At 36.1% G+C, this 25,564-nt stretch carries 24 protein-coding genes; 12 read left to right on the top strand and 12 right to left on the bottom strand.

Annotated features, from left to right (window positions below; genetic code table 11):
- Positions 1–489, bottom strand: coding sequence for a GNAT family N-acetyltransferase (locus C0430_RS08860; protein WP_290868374.1), 489 nt, complete (start codon positions 487–489; stop codon positions 1–3).
- 104 nt (positions 490–593) lie between these two features.
- Between C0430_RS08860 and ribD the strand changes: the two genes are divergently transcribed.
- From ribD to C0430_RS08845, 3 genes are read left to right on the top strand one after another with little or no spacing between them, the layout of a single operon-like run.
- On the top strand, positions 594–1,652 hold the full coding sequence (gene ribD, locus C0430_RS08855; protein ID WP_290868372.1) for a bifunctional diaminohydroxyphosphoribosylaminopyrimidine deaminase/5-amino-6-(5-phosphoribosylamino)uracil reductase RibD: 1,059 nt from the start codon (positions 594–596) through the stop codon (positions 1,650–1,652).
- Positions 1,630–2,232 (top strand): HAD family phosphatase, encoded by a 603-nt coding sequence (locus C0430_RS08850; RefSeq protein ID WP_290868370.1) that lies wholly within the window; start codon positions 1,630–1,632, stop codon positions 2,230–2,232. Before ribD ends, C0430_RS08850 begins: the two co-directional genes overlap by 23 nt.
- A gap of 12 nt (positions 2,233–2,244) precedes the next feature.
- Positions 2,245–2,859: a YigZ family protein gene (locus tag C0430_RS08845; protein ID WP_290868367.1), complete on the top strand. Its 615-nt coding sequence runs from the start codon at positions 2,245–2,247 to the stop codon at positions 2,857–2,859.
- A 49-nt stretch (positions 2,860–2,908) separates the two neighbouring features.
- Here C0430_RS08845 and C0430_RS08840 read toward each other — a convergent pair whose 3' ends face one another.
- Positions 2,909–3,313, bottom strand: coding sequence for a thioesterase family protein (locus tag C0430_RS08840; RefSeq protein WP_290868365.1), 405 nt, complete (start codon positions 3,311–3,313; stop codon positions 2,909–2,911).
- A 184-nt stretch (positions 3,314–3,497) separates the two neighbouring features.
- On the opposite strand from C0430_RS08840, the gene dnaA reads away from it, so the two are divergent.
- From dnaA to C0430_RS08820, 4 genes are all read left to right on the top strand, one after another.
- Positions 3,498–4,925, top strand: coding sequence for a chromosomal replication initiator protein DnaA (gene dnaA / locus C0430_RS08835; protein ID WP_290868362.1), 1,428 nt, complete (start codon positions 3,498–3,500; stop codon positions 4,923–4,925).
- A 7-nt stretch (positions 4,926–4,932) separates the two neighbouring features.
- Positions 4,933–5,400 (top strand): low molecular weight protein-tyrosine-phosphatase, encoded by a 468-nt coding sequence (locus C0430_RS08830; protein WP_290868359.1) that lies wholly within the window; start codon positions 4,933–4,935, stop codon positions 5,398–5,400.
- Positions 5,401–5,481: 81 nt separating this feature from the next.
- Entirely contained in the window at positions 5,482–6,204 is a 723-nt protein-coding gene (locus tag C0430_RS08825; RefSeq protein WP_290868356.1) for an SAM-dependent methyltransferase, read from the top strand.
- 434 nt (positions 6,205–6,638) lie between these two features.
- A complete protein-coding gene (locus C0430_RS08820; protein ID WP_290868353.1) occupies positions 6,639–7,169 on the top strand; it encodes a hypothetical protein in 531 nt (176 codons plus the stop codon).
- Positions 7,170–7,244: 75 nt separating this feature from the next.
- Here the strand turns inward: C0430_RS08820 and C0430_RS08815 are convergent, their stop codons facing one another.
- The 5 genes from C0430_RS08815 to dapF form a co-directional block, all read right to left on the bottom strand.
- Positions 7,245–7,880 carry a peptidoglycan-binding protein LysM gene (locus tag C0430_RS08815; RefSeq protein ID WP_290868350.1) on the bottom strand — a complete coding sequence of 212 codons (636 nt, stop codon included), beginning with the start codon at positions 7,878–7,880 and terminating at the stop codon, positions 7,245–7,247.
- Between the two features lie 98 nt (positions 7,881–7,978).
- Complete coding sequence (locus C0430_RS08810) at positions 7,979–8,893, bottom strand: DUF2279 domain-containing protein (RefSeq protein WP_290868347.1); 915 nt, start codon at positions 8,891–8,893, stop codon at positions 7,979–7,981.
- 2 nt (positions 8,894–8,895) lie between these two features.
- On the bottom strand, positions 8,896–9,936 hold the full coding sequence (mltG, locus tag C0430_RS08805; protein WP_290868344.1) for an endolytic transglycosylase MltG: 1,041 nt from the start codon (positions 9,934–9,936) through the stop codon (positions 8,896–8,898).
- Between the two features lie 10 nt (positions 9,937–9,946).
- Entirely contained in the window at positions 9,947–10,480 is a 534-nt protein-coding gene (locus C0430_RS08800) for a GNAT family protein (RefSeq protein WP_290868341.1), read from the bottom strand.
- Between the two features lie 18 nt (positions 10,481–10,498).
- Positions 10,499–11,281 (bottom strand): diaminopimelate epimerase, encoded by a 783-nt coding sequence (gene dapF, locus C0430_RS08795; RefSeq protein WP_290868338.1) that lies wholly within the window; start codon positions 11,279–11,281, stop codon positions 10,499–10,501.
- Positions 11,282–11,418: 137 nt separating this feature from the next.
- Here dapF and C0430_RS08790 point away from each other — a divergent pair, with 137 nt between their 5' ends.
- Both C0430_RS08790 and C0430_RS08785 read left to right on the top strand, forming a co-directional pair.
- Complete coding sequence (locus tag C0430_RS08790; RefSeq protein ID WP_290868335.1) at positions 11,419–12,816, top strand: trypsin-like peptidase domain-containing protein; 1,398 nt, start codon at positions 11,419–11,421, stop codon at positions 12,814–12,816.
- Between the two features lie 153 nt (positions 12,817–12,969).
- Complete coding sequence (locus C0430_RS08785; protein ID WP_290868332.1) at positions 12,970–14,418, top strand: glyceraldehyde-3-phosphate dehydrogenase; 1,449 nt, start codon at positions 12,970–12,972, stop codon at positions 14,416–14,418.
- A 73-nt stretch (positions 14,419–14,491) separates the two neighbouring features.
- Here the strand turns inward: C0430_RS08785 and C0430_RS08780 are convergent, their stop codons facing one another.
- Positions 14,492–14,950 carry an Lrp/AsnC family transcriptional regulator gene (locus tag C0430_RS08780; RefSeq protein ID WP_290868329.1) on the bottom strand — a complete coding sequence of 153 codons (459 nt, stop codon included), beginning with the start codon at positions 14,948–14,950 and terminating at the stop codon, positions 14,492–14,494.
- Between the two features lie 207 nt (positions 14,951–15,157).
- Here C0430_RS08780 and ald point away from each other — a divergent pair, with 207 nt between their 5' ends.
- Complete coding sequence (gene ald, locus C0430_RS08775; protein WP_290868326.1) at positions 15,158–16,270, top strand: alanine dehydrogenase; 1,113 nt, start codon at positions 15,158–15,160, stop codon at positions 16,268–16,270.
- Positions 16,271–16,403: 133 nt separating this feature from the next.
- Positions 16,404–17,087 (top strand): hypothetical protein, encoded by a 684-nt coding sequence (locus C0430_RS08770; protein ID WP_290868323.1) that lies wholly within the window; start codon positions 16,404–16,406, stop codon positions 17,085–17,087.
- A gap of 182 nt (positions 17,088–17,269) precedes the next feature.
- Here the strand turns inward: C0430_RS08770 and C0430_RS08765 are convergent, their stop codons facing one another.
- Both C0430_RS08765 and C0430_RS08760 read right to left on the bottom strand, forming a co-directional pair.
- Complete coding sequence (locus tag C0430_RS08765) at positions 17,270–18,679, bottom strand: amino acid permease (RefSeq protein ID WP_290868320.1); 1,410 nt, start codon at positions 18,677–18,679, stop codon at positions 17,270–17,272.
- A gap of 277 nt (positions 18,680–18,956) precedes the next feature.
- Entirely contained in the window at positions 18,957–20,420 is a 1,464-nt protein-coding gene (locus C0430_RS08760) for a peptidoglycan endopeptidase (protein ID WP_290868317.1), read from the bottom strand.
- Positions 20,421–20,690: 270 nt separating this feature from the next.
- Between C0430_RS08760 and C0430_RS08755 the strand changes: the two genes are divergently transcribed.
- Positions 20,691–22,046 (top strand): carboxypeptidase-like regulatory domain-containing protein, encoded by a 1,356-nt coding sequence (locus C0430_RS08755; RefSeq protein WP_290868314.1) that lies wholly within the window; start codon positions 20,691–20,693, stop codon positions 22,044–22,046.
- 68 nt (positions 22,047–22,114) lie between these two features.
- Here the strand turns inward: C0430_RS08755 and C0430_RS08750 are convergent, their stop codons facing one another.
- Positions 22,115–24,379: an aconitate hydratase gene (locus C0430_RS08750; RefSeq protein WP_290868312.1), complete on the bottom strand. Its 2,265-nt coding sequence runs from the start codon at positions 24,377–24,379 to the stop codon at positions 22,115–22,117.
- A gap of 122 nt (positions 24,380–24,501) precedes the next feature.
- Positions 24,502–25,564, bottom strand: a 1,063-nt coding sequence (locus C0430_RS08745) for an aconitase family protein (protein ID WP_290868310.1), incomplete at its 5' end; no start/stop codon positions are given.

Here is a 25,564-nt window from a genome sequence, read left to right as displayed (position 1 = left end):
TTAACGTAATTCCTTCAACATCCAAACCGGGCAAGAAACGTGACCCGTGCTTCCCATTGGCGAACAAATATATTCAAAACCCACTTTTTTGTAGAGTTTTTGGGCATCAAGCATAAAAGGCATCGTTTCGAGATAGCATTTTTCATACCCAAAATCTTTGGCGCTTTGCAAACATTTCTCCATCATTTGACTTCCAATTCCCAAACCTCGAGCTTCCGGCAAGAAATACATTTTTTGCAATTCGCAAATGGTTTCAGCTTCGTTTTCAAGTGGCGCCACTCCGGCGGAACCGATGACTTTACCTTTATGTTCCACCACAAAATACGCTGATTTTGGTTTACTGTATTCCTCAAACATCAAATCCAAATATGGATCGGCATAAGCAGTTCCTACTTTTGGAATGTTCAATTCGTCAAAAACTGCCCGAATTAATTGTGCTACCTCTGGATTGTCTTTCTTTTCTATTTTTCTGATGATCCAATTTTCCATTATTCAAATGTCATTTTAGGATACAAAAATAGAAATTGTTTGTTGTTTATCTTCCAAAGATTCGAAACTAAATCCTAAACCCAAAAATCATTACTTTTGTATTTGTGAAAATATATGAAAAATACATCCGTCGCTGCATTGAATTGGCCAAAAATGGTTTGGGAACAACTTATCCTAATCCATTGGTGGGGAGCGTTATTGTACACGAAGGCAAAATTATTGGCGAAGGCTGGCATAAAAAATCGGGAGAACCTCACGCCGAAGTCAATGCCGTGAATTCCGTCAAAGACAAGTCTTTGTTAAAAAAATCAACTATTTACGTGAGTTTGGAACCTTGCAGTCATTTTGGAAAAACGCCGCCTTGTTGTGATTTGATTATCAAAAATGGAATTCCAAATGTAGTCATCGGAACCGTTGATCCAAACATAAAAGTAGCTGGAAACGGCATCAAAAAATTAATCGAAGCAGGCATAAATGTAACTTTCGGGATTCTCGAAAAGGAATGTAACGAGTTGAACAAACGCTTTTTTACTTTCCATGAAAAGAAAAGACCTTACATTATTTTGAAATGGGCAGAAAGCCAAGACGGTTTTATTGCACCTTTGACCAAATCAGAGCAAAAACCAGTTTGGATAACTAATGAATTTTCGCGACAATTAGTGCATAAATGGCGAAGCGAAGAACAAGCTATTCTTGTGGGAACCCAAACCGTTATTGACGACAATCCAAAATTGGACGTGAGAGATTGGACGGGAAACAATCCCATCAGAATTGTTTTAGACCAAAATAATCGCATTCCAAAAGACAGTCATGTCTTTAACAATCAAACAAAAACTATTGTTTTTTCGAAATCGGCAGCTTCTAATCCTAAAGAAAGTAGTAACTTTGAGGGAATTGATTTTGGGGAAAATATAGCGCAACAAATAGTGCAAATACTTTATAAACACCAAATTCAATCGGTTATTATTGAAGGTGGTCAGCAGACCTTACAGACTTTCATTAACGAAAATCTTTGGGATGAAGCACGAATATTCATTGGAAATAACTGCTTCGAAAACGGAATAAAAGCGCCAATTACAGCTTTTAAAAACATTGAAAAACAGACTATTGAAAACGATGCACTTATAATTTATAGAAATAATGATTACTACAATTATTTTTGATTTTGGAGATATTTTTATCAATTTAGACAAACAAGCAACCATTGAAGGGCTAAAAAAACTGGGACTAAAACAATGGAACGAAGATTTGAACCAATTGAATTTGCAGTTTGAAAAAGGAGAAATCCAGCAAGAAGATTTCCTTCTCGGCATTCAAAAACACGTTCCGAATGCTTCTTTTGTAGAAATTCTTGAAGCTTGGAACGCCATTCTTTTAGATTTTCCTTTGTATAGATTGGAATTTCTGCAAAAGCTTTCCAAAAAATACCGCTTATTTTTATTGAGCAACACAGATGCTATTCACATCGAAACTTTCGAGCAAGAAACCGGAATTTCATTTTACAGTGATTTTTACCAATGTTTCGAAAAAGTCTATTTCTCCTTTGAAATAGGAATGAGAAAACCAGATGCCGAAATTTTTAATTATCTCATACAAAAACACGAGTTGTCCGTGAAAAACACTTTATTCGTTGATGACAAAAAAGAAAATACCGATGCCGCACTTTCTTTGGGATTTCATGTTTGGAATTTGCAAGTAGACCAGGAAGACGTGATTAACCTATTTGAAAAAGAAATACTTTAAATCATCCCGTTTTTGGAATCTAAAGACACTTACAAAACCATCGCCTTTCCATCGGAAGAGATTTTATTGAAAGAAAAAAGCAGCAAGTTTTTCGGCTATGCCTTTCCCATTCAATCAGAAGCCGAAGTCAAACCCATAATTGATGGTTTGCGAAAACAACATCCACATGCGGTTCATTATTGTTATGCCTATCAAATTGGAACGGAAACCTTGGTTCACAGGGCAAATGATGATGGCGAACCAAGCAATACTGCAGGAATGCCCATTTACGGACAAATTCAGTCTTTTGGCGTTACCAATGTTTTAATCGTGATAGTTCGGATTTTTGGCGGAGTAAAATTGGGCGTGGGAGGATTGATTACGGCTTATAAAACCGCAGCCCAAATGACATTGGAATCTTCAGAAATAATTGAAAAAACCATTGACATTCATTATTTGGTTTCGTTTGATTACAAGAACATCAATAAAGTGATGCGCGTGATTAAGGAAAAAAACATAGAAATTGTAAGTCAAAAAATGGAAATGAGTTGCGAAATCGAAATTATTACCCGAAAAAAAAATGCCGAAATGATATTCGACATTTTTAATTCCATGTTTGAAATAACCATAAAACCGACTCTGAAATAATCTCAAATAAAGCGACGTTTTTTCATATTTTCGCAAAGAATAGTTGACGTTATTCCTTTCTTTCTAAAATGGCTGAAATATATTGTGGCGGAGCAACAGGTCTTCCTGTTTTCATGTCCACAAAAACCAAAATTGAGTTGCCAGTTGTTAATAACTCTTCGCTTTCATTATAGAGTTCATAGTCAAATTCTATCTTGACGGACGTCTTGTTTTTTAAAATTGTTTTTAAAGTCAACAACTCGTCATAATGGGCTGGTTTTTTATAATTCATTGTCAAGGAAACCACGGGAAGCATAATTCCGTTTTCCTCCATCCATTTATAAGAGATTCCTTTGTTTCTAAGCCATTCGACCCTTCCTATTTCAAAATATTGAGCATAATTACCGTGATAAACAACCCTCATTTGATCTGTTTCCGAGTAACGAACACGGATTTGAATTTGATGATATTCCATTAATTATTTATTAAAAAATTAAAATTTTAAAAGTCTCATACAATAATATTTTATAAAAATTACATCTAAATAATTTTTTTTTAGAGATATTTATTCACATATTTGTTACCCCGAAAAACGATACCAAATCAACAGTATTTTTTAGTAGAAAACAATTACCAAACGAAATAATTTAACCAAATTTATGAACAAGACTGCACAATCAGTATGGGAAAACTGCCTATGTTTTATTAAAGACAATATCGCAGACCAAGCATATAAAACTTGGTTTGAACCTATTAAATCAGTTGAACTTACCGATAATGCATTATACATTCAAGTGCCTAGTAAATTTTTTTACGAATGGCTTGAAGAGCACTATGTTAAATTATTAAAAGTAGCATTAACCAAAGAACTCGGGAAAAATGCAAAGTTACTCTATAAAATTAAAATGGAAAACACTTATGGCAACAAACAACCGTTTACGGAACAATTGCCAAGTGCGAATCGTGTGCCCATGAAACCACAAGATGTCGATGCTCCATACAAGAACCTTAATCCAGAATTAAGAAATCCATTTGTGATTCCTGGTATTCGAAATTTAAAAATCGAATCACAGCTGAATCCAAATTACAGTTTCGACAATTTTCTTGAAGGAGATTCCAATAGATTAGCCCGTTCTGCAGGTATGGCCGTAGCCAATAAACCTGGTGGAACTTCATTTAATCCTTTGTTGATTTTTGGCGGTGTTGGTCTTGGAAAAACCCATTTGGCGCACGCTATTGGAGTGGAAATCAAAGATAAATATCCCGAAAAAACGGTTTTATACATCTCTGCCGAAATTTTTACCCAACAATATATTGATTCCGTAAAGAAAAACAACCGAAATGATTTTATACATTTCTATCAATTGATAGATGTGTTAATTATTGACGATGTTCAATTTCTTTCTGGAAAATCAGGAACTCAAGACGTGTTTTTCCACATCTTCAATTATTTACATCAAAACGGCAAACAGGTAATCTTGACTTCGGACAAGGCACCAGTTGACATGCAAGACATCGAACAACGATTGTTGTCTCGTTTCAAATGGGGATTATCTGCAGAATTGCACCAACCCGATTATGAAACCAGAATCTCCATCCTAAAAAATATTTTGTACCGTGATGGAGTCGAAATTCCTGAAGAAATCATAGAATATGTTGCCCGGAATATCAAATCGAATGTCAGAGAACTCGAAGGCGCCATTATTTCCTTGATAGCGCAATCATCTTTCAACAAAAAAGAGGTGACAATTGAATTGGCCAAAAATGTTGTCGAGAAATTCGTCAAAAATGTAAAAAGAGAAATTTCTATCGATTACATCCAAAAAATTGTATCCGATTATTTCCAATTGGATTTAGAAACGCTGCAATCCAAAACTAGAAAAAGACATATTGTTCAAGCGCGTCAATTAGCCATGTTTTTTGCCAAAAAATTCACCAAAGCATCCTTGGCAAACATCGGTTCCCAAATAGGCGATCGCGATCATGCCACAGTGCTACATGCTTGTAAAACAGTTGATAATCTAGTTGCCACAGACAAACAATTCAAAAAATTCGTCGAAGATATCAATAAAAAATTAACGTTATAAACGCTTTATGTCCGTAAAGATTTTAATGGTTTGTTTAGGCAATATTTGTCGGTCACCATTAGCCGAAGGAATATTGGCATCAAAACTTCCAAAGGATAAATTCACGGTAGATTCTGCAGGAACTGGTTCTTGGCACGTTGGCCATTTTCCAGACAAACGTTCCATTGCTGTTGCAAAAAAAAACAAACTAGATATTTCGCGGCAAAAAGGAAGACAATTCACGACTAGTGATTTTGACTTTTTTGACTACATCTATGTCATGGACAATTCCAATTATAATGATGTTATGGAACTTTCCAAAAATCAAGAACAAAAGAACAAAGTACAACTCATTCTCAATGAATTATTTCCCAATGAAAATGTAGATGTTCCCGATCCTTATTATGGCGTGGCAAACGGATTTGATGCTGTTTATAAAATGCTTGACGAAGCTTGTACCATAATTGCCGAAAAACTAATTGCAAAACACACTTAACGTCTTTATTCTAATCGTACAAATTGCATCAAATTCCAAGACATTCAATTTTACAAAACTAAGAATACTAAAGTAAAACAAATGAAACCAAACACCCATCTAGGAAAACTATATTTAATTCCAACGACTTTAGGAGATGGTGACCCAATGGATGTGTTACCCCAAACCATAAAAAGAGCCGTTGAACTCCTTGATGATTACATTGTAGAAAACGAAAAAACGGCTCGAAAATTTATAAAAAGTATTCAGCCAGAAAAAGTTCAAGCCACACTCCGGTTAAGTGCATTAAATAAATACACCGACGTTTCTGAACACGCCAAAATGTTGCAACCTTGCTTAGAAGGGAAAAACGTTGGATTAATGAGCGAAGCAGGTTGCCCTGGAGTAGCAGATCCTGGCGCTGTCATCGTAAAATTGGCACACGAAAAAGGGATTCAAGTGGTTCCATTGGTTGGCCCATCTTCTATTTTATTGGCGATTATGGCATCTGGAATGAACGGCCAAAGTTTTGCTTTTAATGGTTACATTCCTATTGATAAGTCAGAAAAAAGAAGTACCATAAAAAATTTGGAAAAACTGTCCCAAGACAAAAATCAATCCCAAATATTTATTGAAACTCCATTCAGAAACAACAAAATGCTAGAGGATATTGTACAAGCATTAAACCCTTCAACCTATCTGTGTGTTGCCGCAGACATCACATTGCCAACGGAGTTTATCAAGACAATGAGAGCATCAGATTGGAAAAAAATCAAGATCGACTTACACAACCGTCCTGCCATTTTTATCATCCACAAAATGTAAACCAATACATTATTAAATTAAAATAATTTTTAATTTAATCGAATAACCAACAATTAGTTTTTTAAAGTCATTTACCACAATTTCTGGCTTGACTAACTTTGCTACAAAAAAAGCACTCGCGTTTTTCTTTAACTCCAATAGGAAAAACTTCAGCACAATAAAACTGGTTTTTGGTTAAATTAAGAAACTTCCCCCCTTTACAATTTCAGATTCTAATTCGTGTTAAAAACAAGCAATAACGAAAAAAACATTAACATTTTTTATGGAATAAATTAACTGTAAACTGTAAAATAAATACCTAACTTTATGTCAATAAAATCAATTTCTTTATTTAAGATATTGGCTTACAAGTAATTAAATACAAAAAAAAAGACAGCCCCAAAAAATGAAACATTGAATTATTCAAAACATTATTAATTTAAAAATAAAATATCATGAAAACATTTATTGTCGTTTTATTGTTTTTGGGCTTTGTCGGTTCCTCCTATTCTCAAAAGAAAAATGAAAAAGAGGAAGGAAAAATGGATATAATAAATTTACCCGAAATTGTAATTAAAAGAGCTGGAGCAGATTTTTCTGTTTATGTACCTGACGAAAATCCAGACCAAAATGTAAAGAGACTTGAAGAAAAATTTATAGCGTATGACCTTGGAAAAAATTATCAAGGCAACGAAGAATTTTTATTGACCATGGAAACAAAAAAAGGAACCTTGGCCGCAACCTATAATGAAAAAGGGAAATTAATTCGTGTGGTGGAAAATTACAAAAACGTAATCCTACCGAGTCAAGTGATTTATTCCATTTATAAAAATTTTCCTGAATGGACCATCGTAAATGATAAATTCCTTTATACTCAAACAGATGGTGATATCGTAAAAAAACAGTATAATGTCAAAATTAAAAAAAATGACGATATCCGTAAATTAGTGGTTCGACCTGACGGTGAAATTGTCAAAGGACTTTAATAAAGAGCATTCAGAATTAAAAAGGCTGTCTAAAATTAATTTAGACAGCCTTTATATTTTAAGAAAAAGACGCTTTTAATTCACATTTGCATTACTGTCTGCCACAATTCCAGAAGTTTCATAACCTCCAAAGTCTCTCATATAACTTCGTATCGAAGTTCCATAAGCATCCCTGTAATAGCGACTTCCCTTGTTCCTGAAAAACTTTTTTACAGAACCTACGCCACCCAGATGAGCAGCAGCCAATATTCCAGACTCGGTTATATGAATACCACTGATAATTTGGCCTTCATATTTTTCTATAATATCTTTTAATTCGGATTTGTTTTTGGCTAAAAGAGCCACAAAAGCCCTTTCTTGCATTCCGGGACTATTCAAAAAACGGCCACTATCGTGAATTCCAACAGTTTTTAGCGTTTCTTTGCCAAACTGGTATTTCCCCATATAACCCAAGGAATTGATTTTTTTGTATTTCCCCTGAGATTCTTTGAATGCAATGGCTTCTTTGTAACCAATGAAAAATTTTCCTGTATAAGGAACACTTAAATGAGTATAATCAGTTTGTTTTTGGGATGGATACAAGTAATGTGTCGCATCAGAATCATTCACAAGAAACCAGAGGTTGGCATCTACATCAAAAGGTTTAAAACCCGAGCTTAAAAAGACTATAATAATAGTCAAACTCGTATAAAAAGACCATTTCTTTATCATAAATTGTTTTTCTTCAAACGCTGTCACCCTTTGAAATTTCTACAATGCAAATATACAATAAAAAATAATAACGCTGATTATCAAGTAGTTAAAAATATCTAAAAATACAAGGCATAAAACTTGAATCCGCGCTGAGGCGAGTATTCAAGGGTTGGGGCAGGGATTTTGACCGCATTTAAAACCGAAAAAATCGTCTTCAAAAAGTGTGATTTTGTGTTGATTTTTGTCAAATTTAAATCCAAACTTAGGTAAAATTGTCTGTATTTTTCTTTTTTTATAGGAAAAATAAGCGCATTTTGTTCGCCATTTTCGCCAATCATTCCTTCGGCTCCATAACCCAAAGCTACATTCAACCATTTCGGAATTTTTGATTTTTTGGCAAAAGAATGCAAATTGACCGAAAACCAATACGTTTGTCCGTTGTAATCTTTTAGCATTTGTTCCTGAATGGAACTTCCCAACAAATCGGGTCTGTAGTTTGGATATTGAGTCGTGTGAAAAGAGAATTTTGGAATAATCCGTTGCTCCTTCCAAATCAATTCCTGAGAGACAAACAAAGCCGTTCCTGAAGCATTGGCGGCAACATCTCCCATCGACGCTCCCCATTCTTCAGAAAATCCGTCAAGAACCTCAACAGCTGTCAAGAATACAAATCCCAAACTGGATCCATAAATTAATTGCTTATTTTGATTGGCACCACCCCAATTCAGTGCTTCTGCACCCAATCGTCCAATATGGTAGGAAGAATAAAGATGTCCCACTTTATCCATTTGCATCCACTGGGAATTATCGTTTATCAAATGGAAATTGGATCTGGGATAATCGGCGTACCAAAGCTGGTTCAGGCCAATAAATGCTCCAGAAGCCAAAACTGCCTCGGTAATAAATACTGAATTCTGCCTTTTCTTGTTTAAAGAATCGGATGGTTTGAAGAAATTATCGAATGAATTTTGCGCCAAAATACTTTGGAACACGAAGAAAAACAAAAAAACACATTGTCTTTTAAAGCTCAAAATTATCTTGTTACGCCTTGACTGTTAATCCAATCGGAATATTTTTTGGCATTTTTATTATGCTCTTCCAATGAAGAGGCAAATTCATGATAACCAAAACGATCCACACTGGCACAAAAATAAATAAAGGTGTGCTTTTCAGGATTCAAAACCGCGTCCAAAGCCGTTATGTCGGGCATCGCAATTGGTCCGGGAGGAAGACCAATCACTTTGTAAGTATTGTAAGGCGAGTTCAAAAACAAATCGTTGTAAAAAACCCTTTTGATTACTTGATCAAAATCATTGTCTTTCTTTTTAATGGCATAAATCACGGTAGGATCAGCTTGAAGAGGCATTCCTTGTTTCATTCTATTCAAATAAACGCCGGCAATTCTTGGTCTTTCGTCTTTTTTAACGGATTCTTTGTGTACGATCGAAGCCAAAATGGTAGCTTCAATTGGAGTCAATCCTTGCTTTGCGGCTTTTTCTGTTCGTTCCTTGTTCCAGAAATTGCGGTATTCCTTGATCATTTTATCACGGAATTTTTCGGCTGAAATATTCCAATATACCTCGTAAGTGTTGGGAATAAACATCACAAAAACATTCTCGTCGGTAAAACCATTTTCTTTCAAGAAAATAGAATCCTTAAAGGTATTCAACAACAACAAGCTATCTGGCTCGATTTGCGAACTCACACGACCGGCAAAATTCTCCAATCGCTCTTGATTGTTGAAAGCCAGTTTCACGGGAACATTGCTGCGTAAAGCTTTGACCAAATCATAACTATTCATCCCTTTGGTGAATAAAAATCGTCCCGGCTTTACGTTTTCAGGATAACTTCTTTTGTTTGCCACCATTTCAAAACGGTTCATGTTCTCCACAAAAGGTTCAATTATTTTCTTGACCTCATCATAAGTTGAACCTGTTGGTACATAAATGTAGAGTTCGCTTTCTGAAAATTTGGTGTTTTTAGAAAAAATTTGATTGGCCACAATCCCTCCATAAATCAGTAATCCCGATATTAGAACGACAGATGCTATTGTTATGATTTTTTTTAAATTCAAAACTAAAATTTTAAAGTTGATGATTTATTAGTTGAAAAACGGCCTCGTCTTTATAAACTCCGTTGACTAGAGTCCAATCTTTTTTTGTGCCAATTTTTTGAAATCCAAATTTAGTAAAAAGAGCTATACTAGCTGCATTTTCTGTGGCAATATTTGCATATAATTGATGCAGATTCAAATGATAAAAAGAATATCGAATCAAGAGTTCCAAAGCTTCGGAACCAATATTCAGTTTTCTGTTTTCTGCCCCTTGAATCACGATACCCACTCCCGCCCTGTTATTCTTGGGATCAAAATCAAACAAATCGATTAATCCAAGTGCCGGAAAATCTTCATCCTGACAAATAGCCAATCGCAATTGTTTGGCTTCGTAAATATCCTGATGGGCATTTTCAAGATATTGTCTCACCAAAAACCGGCTGTAAGGGGTTTGCGTATTGCTGACTTCCCAAATGCTTTGGTCGTTTTCCATCGCATACACAAACTCCAAATCATTGGGTTCAAGTGCTCGGAGGTATATGTTTTCGCCTTTTAGTGTAATCATTCAGATTTAGGAATTTGTTTAAATTTCAATTTGTCCTTTAAAAACAAATTTAGCGGGACCAATAAGGAAAACATTGGTAAAAACTTCTCCCATTTTCTCAAAAGAAACGGCAAGTTTTCCACCTTCAACATTCAAATTAACGGAAGAAGCATTGGTTTGTCCGGTGGCATTCATCGCAATGGCAACCGCTGTGGCTCCCGTTCCGCAAGCCAAAGTTTCATCTTCCACTCCTCTTTCATAAGTGCGAAGCGAGAAAGTATCCTCATTTATTTTTTTAACGAAATTGATGTTGCTTCCTGCTGCTCCATACAATGGGCCGTAACGCAGGGCTGCTCCGTTTTCTTTTACATTATAATGTTCCAAATCCTCCACCATTTGCACGTGATGCGGCGAACCGGTATTCATAAAAGTATACTCTTTTTCTTTTTTTATATTGGCAACATCAATCATTTGCAAAGAAACAATGCCGTCACTGGCAACACTGGCATGATGCAAACCATCCGTAGCGATAAAAGTACAACTGTCTTTAATCACGTTCAAATCTTTGGCAAAAGCTGCCAAACAACGACCTCCATTGCCACACATGGAACTTTGGTTCCCGTCGGAATTGTAATAAACCATTTTAAAATCAGTTTCGGTGTCGTTTTCCAAAAGTATAAGTCCGTCGGCACCAATCCCGAAACGTCTGTCACACAAACGGGCTACGAGTTGTACATTTTCCTTTGGGAAAAAACCGGAACGGTTGTCAATCATTACAAAATCGTTTCCTGTTCCTTGGTATTTATAGAATTCTAATTGCATTGTAACATCATATTAAGTACCGCAAAAGTACAAATATTAATGATACGTTAAAGATTGTTAAGCGAGCGTTAAACTGTTTTTTTGAAGAAGTAAAATTTTTAATTTTACAGTGTAAATTCTTAAATAACTATAAAACCATGAAACGATTTTCAAGCCTTTTTTTAGTGTCATTGTTGAGTGGAGCCGTAACATTGGGTTCCTATAAAATGTTATTTGACGACAATGGCTTTTTTTCGAAAAATAAATCCATTACAACTTCTGCTCCAAATTCGTATGGAAGAACCGTTGGCTTATCGGCAGAAGCAGTTGATTTTACTGAAGCAGCCGACAAAACGATTCATACGGTAGTTCACGTAAAAAATGTCTCCCGAAAAAGTGTTTCCAATCCCATTTTGGAATATTTTTACAGTTACAGAGGCGATCAATTGCAAGAACAAGTAGGAACAGGTTCTGGCGTAATCATTTCGGAAGACGGTTATATCGTAACCAACAATCACGTAATAAAAGATGCATCGGAAATTGAAATCACGCTGAACAACAAGAAATCCTATCCAGCAAAACTCATTGGAACCGACTCGAAAATGGACATTGCTTTATTAAAAATCAATGCTGACGAAAAATTGCCTTATACGGCTTTCGCCAATTCTGATTCGGTGAAAATAGGCGAATGGGTTTTGGCCGTTGGGAACCCTTATAATTTAACTTCGACCGTGACTGCGGGAATTATTTCGGCCAAAGCCAGAAATCTGGATGCCAGCGGAATTCAATCTTTCATCCAAACGGATGCTGCGGTAAACCCCGGAAACAGTGGCGGCGCATTAGTAAATACTCGTGGTGAATTAATTGGAATCAACACCATGATTTCATCACCAACAGGCAGTTATGCAGGATATTCCTTTGCCATTCCTTCAAACAATGCCCGAAAAATAATTGATGATTTAATGGAGTTTGGAAACGTGCAGAGAGGAATTCTTGGTGTTGAAGGAGGCGAATTGAATGCTTTGGCGTCAAAAGAATTGGGAGTTTCACAAACCCAAGGTTTTTACATTAATAAAGTCGTAAAAAAATCGGGCGCCGAAAAATCTGGGTTACAAAAAGGAGACATCATCATAAAACTGGACAATCAAGATATTGCCACTTTTGCCGATCTTTCGGGGTACATTAACACCAAAAGACCTAACGACAAAGTGGAAGTTACCTTCATTAGAGATGGAAAAAACAAAGTTGTGCCAGTAATTTTGAGCAAAAACGAGTTTTTCAGCACCGAATTTAAAGGAATAGAATTAGAGAATATTGCGGCGGCAGAAAAAACCAGATTTCACTTGGATGGCGGTGTAAAAATCAAATCCATAACCAATGAAAACTTGAAGCAATATGAAGAAGAACTCAAAGGAAATATAATTTTGAGCATCGACAACGTAAAAATCAAGGACATCGAGTCGGCTTCCAAGCTTTTGAATAATAAAGCAGAAAACCAAAGCATCCAGATGGAAATGATTAATAAAAGAGGAGAAATAATTCGAATAATTATCTAATATTCCACATTTCATAAAAAAAGCCATCTTGCAAAAAAACAAGATGGTTTTTTTTATGAAAAATAATCACGAAATCGTTTTCGTGAAACATTTTAAAATCATACTTTTGCACGAAATTAAAAAAGCAAAATTCTATTTTTTAAAATTTTCAACGTGAACGACACCATTTTGTACGAAAAAGAAGTTTCATTTCAAACCGACATCCGAAAAGCCGGGGTAGAATTCATCAAAATTATAAGCGATTTATGGTATGATAAATCTACCGAAATTGTACTGTTCAGAAATCAATTAATTGATAAAAATGTCAGCGAAATAATCAATTTACACGAGTATGCCGGCGAATTTGTAGGCAAGCCCATTTCTATTTTTGATTCTGTAGAAATCGCCAAGGCTATTCTTTCATCGGATTTACCGCCGTCAAAATTGGATATTGGCAAACTGACTTATGAATTTAATTTAGAAAACAGCAAATATCAAAATGCAAAATCATTTGTTGTTGACAAATTAATTGATGCCAAAAAAACCGAAGAAATTCAACCAAAAGATGTTGTGCTTTATGGTTTTGGAAGAATTGGAAGATTACTTGCCAGAGAATTGGCTTCAAAAACTGGCAAAGGAAACCAGTTGCGATTGAGAGCTATTGTCACCCGAGACAAAAACGACGCAGTCACATTAGAAAAAAGAGCTTCTTTGTTGCGTCATGATTCCATTCACGGAGATTTTATGGGTTCCGTAATCGCCGATGCTGAAAACAAGACCTTGATTATAAATGGCACAACCGTTCATGTCATCAGCGCAAACAGTCCTGAAGAAATTGATTACACCCAATATAATATTGACAATGCATTAGTGATTGACAACACGGGAGCTTTCACGACCCAAGAGGCATTGGCAAGACATTTAACTTCCAAAGGAGTAGATAAAGTTTTGCTTACCGCACCGGGAAAAGGTGTTCCCAATATTGTTTATGGAGTAAACCAAAACGATTACAATCCTGATGAAACGAATATTTTTTCCGCTGCATCTTGCACTACCAATGCCATTGCCCCCATTTTAAAAGTGGTGGAAGACACTTTGGGCGTTGTAAAAGGACATTTAGAAACCATTCATGCCTATACCAATGACCAGAATTTGGTAGACAATATGCATAAAAAATACCGTCGTGGTAGAGCTGCCGCCTTGAATATGGTCATTACCGAAACTGGAGCCGGAACAGCTGTCTCCAAAGCAGTTCCTTCGCTGGAAGGAAAATTAACTTCCAATGCAATTCGGGTGCCGGTTCCCAATGGTTCCTTGGTGGTTTTAAGTTTGGAAGTGGCCAAAACAACTTCGATTGCAGACCTAAATGGCATTATGAAAAAATATGCTTTGGAAGGTGAATTGGTAGAACAAATTAAATATTCTCTGAACAACGAGTTGGTTTCTTCAGACATTGTTGGCACTTCGGCTCCGGCAATTTATGACAGTAACGCCACAATCGTTTCAAAAGACGGCAAAAATATCGTTTTGTATATTTGGTATGACAATGAATTTGGCTACAGCCACCAAGTCATCCGATTGGCCAAATATATAGCTAAAGTAAGACGTTTTACTTACTACTAAATCGTATACATTAACCAATTATAATTCAACCAGGAAATCCGTTTCGTTAAATCGAGACGGTTTTTTTATTTCTTTAAATGAGCAAAACGGTAGTACTTTTAACTTCCGAGATAATGAAAAAGCTATTAATCAAGGAAACCTCGGGCAAGACCGATAATTTTTTTTGGTGAAAATGATGGTAACTTTCCATATCAGGCAAAATAACTTTGAGCATATAATCGAAAGTTCCGGACACAAAATTACATTCCACCACTTCAGGCATATTTAAAATCGATTGATTGAATCCCTCCGAAATATCGTGCGTTTGTTTCACAAGCGTGACTTGACAATACACGGTAAGGTTCATTCCCAATTTCTTTTTGTTCAAAATCGAAACATATTTCTCGATGATGCCTTCTTTTTCCAATCGTTTAACGCGATCGTGCACCGGTGTCAGCGAAAGATTTATTTTCCCGGCAATATCCTTCAATGTCAAATGAGCATCTTCTTGAAGAAGTCGCAATATTTTTTTGTCTGTTTCGTCGAGGATCATGACTTAAAAGAATTAAATGAATAAATGCTGCTTTTAGTCACAGTTTATTTTTCGTTTTAGAAATATAAAAAAGACCGAATTCAGAAATATTTTTTGTAAAAATAATAAAATAATATAATATTTTCTTAATTTATAGCGCTATACCACTTTTATTTTCTTATTTATTACTTTTATATAAATATTCTCTAACCATTAAATTCATAGCAAATGATAATTGGAATTCCAAAAGAAATCAAAAACAACGAAAATCGTGTAGCCCTTACACCTGCAGGTGTGGCCGAATTCAAAAAACAAGGACATCCTGTGTATGTTCAAATGGGTGCTGGAGAAAACAGTGGTTTTACCGATGAAGCCTACAAAGCTGCTGGAGCCGAATTATTGTCAACAATAGAGGAAGTGTACAACATTGCCGAAATGATTGTGAAAGTAAAAGAACCTATCGCTTCCGAATATCCACTTATCAAAAAAGATCAATTACTATTTACCTATTTCCACTTCGCTTCTTCTGAGCCATTAACACACGCGATGATAGAACGCGGAGCGGTTTGTCTAGCCTATGAAACTGTTGAAAAAACAGATCGCAGCTTGCCTTTATTAGTACCAATGTCAGAAGTGGCAGGTCGTATGGCGATTCAGGAAGGCGCAAAATATTTAGAAAAACCACTAAAAGGAAAAGGAATTCTTTTAGGAGGTGTTCCCGGAGTTCCTCCAGCAAAAGTTTTAGTTTTGGGTGGTGGAATTGTTGGTACACAAGCAGCAAAAATGGCTGCAGGTCTTGGTGCAAGAGTCGTGATTATGGATTTGAGTTTGCCTCGTTTGCGTTATTTGTCAGACACCATGCCGGCAAACGTGACTACCGTTATGTCCAACCATTACAACATTCTAGAAGCAATCGCCGAAGCTGATTTGGTTATCGGTGCCGTGTTAATTCCTGGTGCAAAAGCACCACATTTGATTACTCGAGACATGTTGAAATTGATGGCTCCTGGAACCGTTTTAGTTGACGTTGCCGTTGACCAAGGTGGATGTATCGAAACTTGCGAACCAACAACACACGAAAACCCAACCTTTATCATTGACGATATTGTTCATTATTGCGTGGCCAATATGCCTGGAGCAGTTCCTTATACTTCTACCTTAGCCTTGACGAATGCCACTTTACCTTATGCTTTGCAATTAGCAAACAAAGGATGGAAAAAAGCTTGTGCCGAAAATGAAGAATTAAAAAAAGGTCTTAACGTTGCCAATGGTAAAATTGTCTACAGAGGCGTGGCCGATGCTTGGGGATTACCGTTTAACGAAGTAGAAACGGTTTTGTAAAAAAAATTAGTTAAAATAGAAAATCCGTTTCATTAATTTGAAACGGATTTTTTTTAATTTTAAGCTAATAATCATCCCGTTTTATTTTTATGTAGTATTTTTATAAACAAGGGAAAACATTAAAACCAAACTTATGAAATTACAATATTTCGCAACTGTACTTTTTATTCTATTACATTATTCCAGTTATAGTCAATCCAAAAATAAACCTAAATATTGGATTGACGAAAACGGAAAATCACTACCTGAAGCACTTTTTTTAGAGAAATGGAGAACTACGGACTTTGAATTTGCACGATGGGATTATATCGCAAAAGATTCAGGAATGGTAGCAAAAACGGCACATCGCAAATTAAACTTATACACTATAAATCATCCATTACTGTTAAAATACATCAACAAGATTACTAACAAAAATCTTTCTGAAAATACTATACTATTAATTGAATTCCACTACAAAGATGACTTTTGCGGAAGTAATTCCTCGAACAAATGGACAAAATCAAAAATTAAAATTCGGAAAACACATACTGATAGATGGAAAAAAATTGTTGAGACTCGAAATCCAAATCTGGCCTATTTAGTCTTTTATGAAAAAGAAATAGTATTACAAAATTCAAACAGTGAAACTGAATATTTCTTCAGTGACGAGGATGGTTTCTTGAGAAAAAACATATTTTTAGACCCCTCTTTATGTGGCTCATTCCTGCTTTCAAAACCAGATGGAAAAACAATTGTCAGAAATGGAGAAAACACAGCCGAAAGAATGGCTGTAAATCTTGACCCAAAAATATGGGATGATTTGCTCTTCAATTGACAAATTGGTAATTGAAAACCATTTGCATTTTTAAAAATTAAGCTAAAAACATTTTTCAACACAATAGGAAATCCGCCCTATTATTAACGGGGCGGATTTTTTACAGTTATAAAATTGCAACAAAAACAGTCTATTTCATTGTACCAATCATTGAAAACCGGTTACTTTTCTTTCACAACTAATTACTCTTTTGGTTTCGTCAAATAATATATCGGAATTCCTGTCAACATAATCAAAACACCCCAACCACAAGTCGAGAATTTAGTCAACAACAAGGAAACGCAAATTGCCGAGGCAATGATGATATACAAAAACGGCAGAAAAGGATAACCAAAAGCTTTATAAGGTCTTTCTACATTAGGCATTTTCTTGCGAAGAATAAATATTCCGTAGATAGTCAAAATATAAAATATCAACACTATGATAATTACAAAATCCAATAAATCACCATATTTTCCAGTGAGACACAAAGCCGAAGCCCAAATACATTGTACCCATAAAGCCCAAGCCGGAACACTGGCATCATTCAATTCTGCAGCTTTTTTGAGAAACAAACCATCTTTTGCCATCGTGTAATAGACTCTGGCACCTGCCATAATCAAACCATTGTTACAGGCGAAAGTGGAAATCATGATCATTAGCGCTATAATAATCGTTCCCATATCTCCAAAAGTATATTGTGATGCCACCACTGCCACTCTATCGGATTTTGCAGTTGCAATTTCATCCAAAGGAATCACGGCGAGATACATCAAATTGGTCAAGACATAAATAATGGTCACGATAAAAGTTCCAAGAAACAAACTCAATCCTACATTTCGCTTTGGATTTTTAATTTCGCCAGCAATAAAAGTCACTCCAACCCAAGCATCGCTAGAAAACAAAGAACCCACCATCGCTGCAGAAATTCCAGTAATTAAAGCTGTTCCTCCAATTGGCATCCAAGAACCTGTTTCCGCATTAAAGGAACGAGTACTCCAAGCATCGGCCCAATTGGCATTCCAAACATCGGCTTTCGCAGCTAGAAGAAACCCAAAAACAATCAAGCCAAATAAAGACAAAATCTTGATAATCGTCAAAACGGTCTGCATTATTTTACTGTTTTTCACGCCACGACTATTTACGTAAGTTAAAAGAACAATTGTGATAATAGAAACAATTTGGGCGGCATTGAGTTTGAAAGCTCCAATTTCATAAAGAATATTTTCATCACTCAAAGGCGGAACCAAATAAGCCGCAAATTTAGAAAAACCTACTCCCACCGCAGCAATCGTTCCGGTTTGAATCACGGCAAAGAAACTCCAACCGTAAAGAAAAGCAACGAGTTTGTTGTAAGCTTCTTTGAGATAAACGTATTGTCCTCCCGCTTTGGGAAACATCGCACTCAACTCGCCATAACTCACGGCGGCAATCATCGTGATTAATCCAGAAAGTAACCAAATCAAGGTTAGCCATCCGGCGGAACCCACCTGTCTGGCGATATCAGAACTTACAATAAATATTCCCGAACCTATCATCGAACCCACGACAAGCATCGTTCCGTCCAGTAATCCTAGTTCTCTTTTAAAATGGTCTTGGTTGTGGTCTTGCATATTGTTTTGGTTTTTTGATTTTTTTGGTCTTTTTGGTTGGCTAAAGATATACTTTTTTTGGAAATAGCCGAATATTGATTTAAAATCACAAAAAAATTAATGATTTTCACTAATTTTTAATATTTCCAAATGGCAGAGATGAATAACGAAGCTTTATGGATATAAAAATAATAACTAATAGTTAATGTGTTTTTTCGATGTACAAAATTTCGTTACTCCAAATAAAAAAACTCCCAAGTCACCTTGAGAGTTTAATATGCAATTTAAAAGTAATCGCTTACAATACGCGATTAACTTGGGCCAAATTTCTTTGGTAATAAGATTCTTTGGTAGACGAAATAATCACGCCGCCATGATTCGAGGAATGAATAAATTTAATTTCGCCATCAAGCACTTCGACCACCATTCCTACATGATTGATTTGTCTTCTTCCGTTGGTTTTAAAGAAAATCAAATCTCCTTTTTGAGCATTTTCCGTATCAATTTTTGAACCGTAGGAAGCCATTTCAATGGACGATCTTGGCAACTTAATATCATAACTACTAAAAGTATAACACATCAATCCGGAACAATCAAAACCTTCTTTTGTGGTTCCTCCTGAGCGGTATCGAGTGCCTATATTCTCGGAAGCTTTCAAAATCAATTGATCAACAAATGCGGCATCGAAACTTCTATTGGCATTGGCAACGGAATCCTTGTTTTCCGATGTTTCTTTTGCCTCAACCAACTCAACAGCTACAGACTTGGTTTCCATTACTTTCGAACTGCGAATTTTGAGTAGGGAACCAACCAATAATTTTTTTGCAATATTAGGATTTTGCTTTTCTAGTTCGGCTATGGTGAGACCATATTCCTTGGCAATTCCGTACTTGGTTTCTTTTGGTAAAACTTCGTGGGTGATTTCTGTTTCCAAAGTTTTATTTTCTACAACAGCTAGTGGTAAATTCGCGATTTGCTTCGCTTGTTCCTCCTGATGATTATCCGGTTTCGGTTCATTTTGCGTTTTAATCTCTTTCTTCTCAAGTGCCAAACTCGGATGTTCCTCTTTTACTGGAACAATAATTTTTTGACCCACATTCAATCCTTTTCCTCCTAATGTTGGATTGGCTTTTTGCAAATTGGCCAGTGTAATTTTATATTGCTTGGCAATAGAATAAAGGCTTTCTTTTGGCAAAACTTCATGAGTAATTCCTTCAGTTAAAACTTCTTTTTTATCCTCGGCTATTGGCAAAACAGGTACTTCCTTCTTTGGAACATTTTTTTCCAAAACAAATGCTTTTTGCACTTCAACTGGCTTTTCAGGTGTCGTGTTTATGGCCAAATTATCTAAAGTAGTTTGAGGAATTTTAATTATTTGACCTTTTTTTAATCCTTCTTTTTCTAGGTTTGGATTGATTTTATAGAGGTCTTCAATAGTGATATTGTGTTGTTTTGCAATACCATAAAGGGTTTCTTTAGCCAAAACTTCGTGGGTAATTTCAGGAAAATCACTTGCAATCTTGGAAGTTGAAAGTGTATTTTTTTTGGCTTTTGTTGGAATCAACAAAACTGTTTTAAATTTTATTCCATTCCTTGCGTCTGGATTTAGTTCATAAATTGCAGCAGGTTTTATATTGTAATGCTGTGCAATTTCGCTGATTGTTTCGCCCTTTGAAACAGTGTGACGTGTAAATTTCTCTTGCGAAAAAACACTCAAACTATTTAAAAAAAGAAACAGAACCACACAACTAAAATACTTCATAAACACTATTTAAAATTCACACTTTATCAACCAATTTACTTGTTAACAAAACAACTTAAATTATTCCGAAAATTGATAATTCTTTTTACTTTAACGACAAATTGCACTGAAAAAGTATTATTTAAAGCAAATTTAATCAATTAATATAAAATTCACAATTTTTAAACGACTCTTTATCCACAATTTAACAAAATTCTGACCGAAAATTAGTCGAATTAAACAGCTTTACTAAAAGAAATAATAGTAATTTTAATCTTTCAACACCCTTTAATGAAATCTCTTTTGAAAAAAACATTATTCATTTTATTTCTCACTCCATTATTTTCATTCGCACAAAATATAAAAGGCGTTGTAATGGATAAAAAAAATAATCAACCCATCGAAAATGTCAATATTACCCTAAAACGAGTTAACGCGAGCACTTTAACTGATGAAAAAGGCAAATTCAAACTAAGCCTTCCTACAAGACTCCAAGAAACTGATTCTATCAATTTTTCACACATTGGATATACAGCAAAAACAATTAGCTTGCCCGAATTACAAAAAAATGAATTTTCGATTTTTCTTGATGAAAAAATAGAATCCTTGGAAGGCGTTATCCTTTCTGGAACCAAACCGTTAAAGTCAAAAATTGCTTTTACAAAATTAGCCCCGTCAAAATATGTGCTTTCCTCTTTTGGTTCAATTCTAAAAGACAATAAAATCTATGTTATTGGAGGTGACGCTTCTTTCTCGACTGATGCCTGGAAAAAAGTGCAATATGAGAAAATCGACCCTACAATGGAGGATTATCTTAGAGAACTCAGCTTTCAATTTTCTGGGCAATCTTACAAAGGCAATCTCTTGATTTATGACATAAAAGCTAACCTATGGGAAACATCTAAATTAAAATTCAGGAAAAGAGCCTATCATAATCTGAACGAACATAACAATAAAATTTATGTGTTAGGCGGAAAAAGAGTTTCTGCAAATGGAATATTTGAATATCTGGACGATAAAATTGAAGTTTTTGACATAAAAAACCAAACCATAACTATCGACAACACCAATCCGCATCAAGCTTCTGAATCGGCTTCGTTTACACACAACGGCAACATCATCATTATGGGAGGCTCTGTAAAAATGAATGAAGAAGGAAAAAAAGAATACTCTAATAAAGTTCATTCCTATGACATAAATTCTGGCTATTGGTATGAATTAGCGGCTATGCCCACAGCTAAGGAGACCAATGGCGTATTAATTCAAGACAAAATTTATTTGATTGGAGGTTTTAACACCAAACCATTGTCTACCTTGGAAAGTTTTGATTTACTTACCGAAAAATGGAACACGGAAGGCGAATTATTTTACGGGACAAGCAATCCCGCAATTGCAACAAATAATGGCATCATATACTTTTTTGAAAACGAAAAAATTTTTACTTACAACACGAACACAAAACAACTAAAGGAATACCTAATCAGTCTGCCAATGAAAGCCTCAAAACTTTATTTTTCGGACAACATATTGTACTTGCTTGGTGGTTATATCGAGAATTATTATTCTAAATTTCCTTCTGCTAATCTATACAGCATTGACATCAATGAATTTGAAAACACAAAACCAAACAGGTCCAAATTTTTATAAATCTCCTTTTTAAACAAAAAAACTCCCAAATTACTTCGGGAGTTTTGCGTATAAAAAAACAAAACAGTTTAGGCTTTTCCGGCAGCAATCAAGTTCAATGCCGAACCTGCAACGAACCAACCTATTTGCCCTTCGTTGTAAGTATGGTTGGCCAAAATGACGTCCTTGGAACCATCGGCGTGAACGAATTCTAATGTCAATGGTTTTCCGGGAGCAAAATCAACTAAGTCCACGAAGTTAATCGTGTCATCTTCCTGAATTTTGTCGTAATCTGCTTCATTGGCAAATGTAAGACCCAACATTCCTTGTTTTTTCAAATTGGTTTCGTGAATACGAGCAAATGATTTTACCAAAACTGCTTTCACACCTAAGAAACGAGGTTCCATCGCCGCATGTTCACGAGAAGAACCTTCTCCATAATTGTGATCACCCACAACAATTGAAGGAATTCCTGCTGTTTTGTATGCACGAGCTACAGCAGGAACGGCATCGTATTCCCCGGTCAATTGGTTTTTAATCGAATTTGTTTTTTGGTTATAAGCATTCACTGCTCCAATCAACATATTGTTAGAAATATTGTCCAAATGACCACGAAAACGCAACCAAGGTCCCGCCATGGAAATATGATCCGTAGTACATTTCCCGAAAGCTTTGATTAATAATTTGGCTCCCGTGATATTTTTCCCGTCCCAAGCAGGGAATGGCGCCAAAAGTTGCAATCGATCCGATGTTGGAGCAACCACTACTTCAATTCCGCTTCCATCTTCGGCCGGTGCCTGAAAACCTGCATCTTCCACGGCAAAACCTTTTTTCGGCAATTCATCACCATAAGGTGCGGTCAATTTTACTTCTTCTCCATTATCGTTAATCAAAGTATCCGTCAAAGGATTGAAATCCAAACGACCTGAAATGGCCAATGCAGCCACCATTTCCGGTGAAGTTACAAATGCGTGCGTGTTTGGGTTACCATCGGCACGTTTGGAGAAGTTACGGTTGAAGGAGTGGACAATCGTATTTTTTTCTTGCTTGTCAGCTCCTGCCCTGTCCCATTGTCCGATGCAAGGCCCACAAGCATTGGTAAACACCTTGGTTCCCATTTTTTCGAAAGCAGCAATCATTCCGTCTCTTTCGATGGTATATCTAATTTGTTCCGAACCTGGATTAATTCCGAATTCCGCTTTAGGGGTAATTCCGTGTTCAACAGCCTGGTTCACAATGGACACGGCACGAGCCATATCTTCATAAGAAGAATTGGTACAAGAACCGATTAATCCCCATTCTACTTTAATTGGCCATCCATTTGCGGCAGCTTCCGCTTTCATTTGTGAAACCGGAGTTCCTCGGTCTGGAGTAAAAGGGCCATTGATGTGTGGCTCCAATTCCGAAAGATTGATTTCGATAAGTTGGTCAAAATATTGTTCTGGATCGGCATAGACTTCTGGGTCGGCGGTTAAGTAAGAAGCCACTTTGTCGGCGGCATCCACCACGTCTTGACGACCAGTAGCAGAAAGATACCTTCTCATTGACTCGTCATAACCAAAGGTAGAAGTAGTCGCTCCAATTTCGGCACCCATATTACAAATAGTTCCTTTTCCGGTACAAGACATTGAAGTTGCGCCTTCACCAAAATATTCCACAATAGCTCCCGTTCCTCCTTTTACGGTAAGAATATCGGCTACTTTAAGAATTACGTCTTTTGGTGCAGTCCAGCCTGATAATTTTCCGGTCAATTTTACGCCTATCAATTTTGGAAATTTCAATTCCCAAGACATTCCTGACATTACATCCACAGCATCGGCACCACCAACACCGATGGCCAACATTCCCAATCCACCAGCGTTTACGGTATGAGAATCGGTTCCAATCATCAAACCTCCGGGAAAAGCATAGTTTTCTAAAACGATTTGGTGAATAATTCCCGAACCCGGTTTCCAGAAACCAATTCCATATTTATTGGAAACGGAAGAAAGGAAATCAAAAACTTCTTTGGATTGTGTATTGGCTGCAGCTAAATCAAATTCAGCTCCATTTTTAGCTAAAATTAAGTGATCGCAGTGAACTGTTGTTGGAACAGCTACTGTTTTCTTTCCAGCGTGCATGAATTGCAACAAAGCCATCTGTGCCGTCGCATCTTGACAAGCTACTCGGTCTGGTGCAAAATCTACATAATCAACACCTCTTTTAAATGTCTGGGTAGGCTGCCCTTCCCAAAGGTGATTGTACAAAATTTTCTCTGTCAACGTAAGAGGACGACCGACAATTTTTCGTGCTGCATCAACACGACTCGTCATATTGGCATACACTTTTTCAATCATTTCAATATCAAATGCCATAAGATTTATGTTATTTGGATTTGTAATTCATTTTTGAACATCACAAGTTACAAAAAAATTGAGCAAAAAAAAAGCCTGAATCTAGTGACTCAGGCTTTTAACTTATGATTAACTAATAGTTGTTATTTTACTAACTGTTTGTGAGAAGGCGCAAACTTGGTCAAGTTGATACCATCCACTGCTGCTACATATTCTTCAATTGTTGGAGTTCTACCCAAGATTGTTGACAAAACTACAACCGGTGTAGAAGAAAGTAATGATTCTCCTTTTTTACCCTCAGTATCTTCCACGACTCTTCCTTGGAAAAGACGCGTAGATGTTGCCATAACCGTATCTCCTTTGGCTGCTTTTTCTTGGTTACCCATACAAAGGTTACAACCTGGACGCTCTAGATATAGCATTTTTTCATAAGAAGTTCGTGCCGCAGCTTTAGGAACGTTATCATCGAATTCGAAACCAGAATATTTTTGTAAAATTTCCCAATCCCCTTCTGCTTTTAATTCATCAACAATATTATAAGTAGGAGGAGCTACAACTAGTGGTGCTTTGAACTCTACTTTACCATTTTGCTCATCAATATTCTTAAGCATATGCGCAAGGATTTTCATATCTCCTTTGTGAACCATACAGGAACCAATAAATCCAAGATCTACTTTTTTCTCCCCACCATAGAAAGAAAGAGGTCTGATGGTATCGTGAGTATATCGTTTAGAAACATCAGCATTATTTACGTCTGGATCTGCAATCATTGGCTCAGCAATTTGATCCAAATCAACTACAACTTCAGCGTAATACTTAGCATTTGCATCTGGTCTTAAGGCTGGTTTTTCACCCGAAATAATCTCGGCGATTCTCTTATCGGCAATAGCAATCAATCCTTTCAGTACTTGATTTTTATTATCCATTCCTTTGTCGATCATAATCTGAATTCTACCTTTGGCCATTTCTAGCGATTCAATCAAAGTATAATCTTCAGAAATACAGATAGATGCTTTTGCTTTCATTTCTGCAGTCCAATCCGTAAAAGTAAAGGCTTGATCCGCATTAAGAGTTCCTATGTGAACCTCGATAATTCTTCCTTGGAATACATTCTCTCCACCAAATGTTTTAAGCATCTGGGCTTGAGTAGCGTGAACCACATCACGGAAATCCATATACCCCTTCATATCTCCTTTGAAAGTCACC

It is taken from the genome of Flavobacterium sp., from assembly GCF_013823965.1.
Taxonomy (GTDB): Bacteria; Bacteroidota; Bacteroidia; order Flavobacteriales; family Flavobacteriaceae; genus Flavobacterium.
Note: the sequence above shows the minus strand (reverse complement) of the source record. Positions and strands in the feature narration are given on the sequence as shown.

Excerpts from the sequence above, each read along its gene's own strand:
- ald (WP_290868326.1), top strand. The coding sequence starts at position 15,158 with ATGATAATTGGAATTCCAAAAGAAATCAAAAACAACGAAAATCGTGTA.
- C0430_RS08850 (WP_290868370.1), top strand. The coding sequence starts at position 1,630 with ATGATTACTACAATTATTTTTGATTTTGGAGATATTTTTATCAATTTA.
- C0430_RS08750 (WP_290868312.1), bottom strand. The coding sequence starts at position 24,379 with ATGGCATTTGATATTGAAATGATTGAAAAAGTGTATGCCAATATGACG.
- C0430_RS08820 (WP_290868353.1), top strand. The coding sequence starts at position 6,639 with ATGAAAACATTTATTGTCGTTTTATTGTTTTTGGGCTTTGTCGGTTCC.
- dapF (WP_290868338.1), bottom strand. The coding sequence starts at position 11,281 with ATGCAATTAGAATTCTATAAATACCAAGGAACAGGAAACGATTTTGTA.
- C0430_RS08825 (WP_290868356.1), top strand. The coding sequence starts at position 5,482 with ATGAAACCAAACACCCATCTAGGAAAACTATATTTAATTCCAACGACT.
- C0430_RS08800 (WP_290868341.1), bottom strand. The coding sequence starts at position 10,480 with ATGATTACACTAAAAGGCGAAAACATATACCTCCGAGCACTTGAACCC.
- dnaA (WP_290868362.1), top strand. The coding sequence starts at position 3,498 with ATGAACAAGACTGCACAATCAGTATGGGAAAACTGCCTATGTTTTATT.
- C0430_RS08840 (WP_290868365.1), bottom strand. The coding sequence starts at position 3,313 with ATGGAATATCATCAAATTCAAATCCGTGTTCGTTACTCGGAAACAGAT.
- C0430_RS08760 (WP_290868317.1), bottom strand. The coding sequence starts at position 20,420 with ATGAAGTATTTTAGTTGTGTGGTTCTGTTTCTTTTTTTAAATAGTTTG.
- C0430_RS08770 (WP_290868323.1), top strand. The coding sequence starts at position 16,404 with ATGAAATTACAATATTTCGCAACTGTACTTTTTATTCTATTACATTAT.
- C0430_RS08780 (WP_290868329.1), bottom strand. The coding sequence starts at position 14,950 with ATGATCCTCGACGAAACAGACAAAAAAATATTGCGACTTCTTCAAGAA.
- C0430_RS08765 (WP_290868320.1), bottom strand. The coding sequence starts at position 18,679 with ATGCAAGACCACAACCAAGACCATTTTAAAAGAGAACTAGGATTACTG.
- C0430_RS08790 (WP_290868335.1), top strand. The coding sequence starts at position 11,419 with ATGAAACGATTTTCAAGCCTTTTTTTAGTGTCATTGTTGAGTGGAGCC.
- C0430_RS08755 (WP_290868314.1), top strand. The coding sequence starts at position 20,691 with ATGAAATCTCTTTTGAAAAAAACATTATTCATTTTATTTCTCACTCCA.
- C0430_RS08860 (WP_290868374.1), bottom strand. The coding sequence starts at position 489 with ATGGAAAATTGGATCATCAGAAAAATAGAAAAGAAAGACAATCCAGAG.
- C0430_RS08830 (WP_290868359.1), top strand. The coding sequence starts at position 4,933 with ATGTCCGTAAAGATTTTAATGGTTTGTTTAGGCAATATTTGTCGGTCA.
- C0430_RS08815 (WP_290868350.1), bottom strand. The coding sequence starts at position 7,880 with ATGATAAAGAAATGGTCTTTTTATACGAGTTTGACTATTATTATAGTC.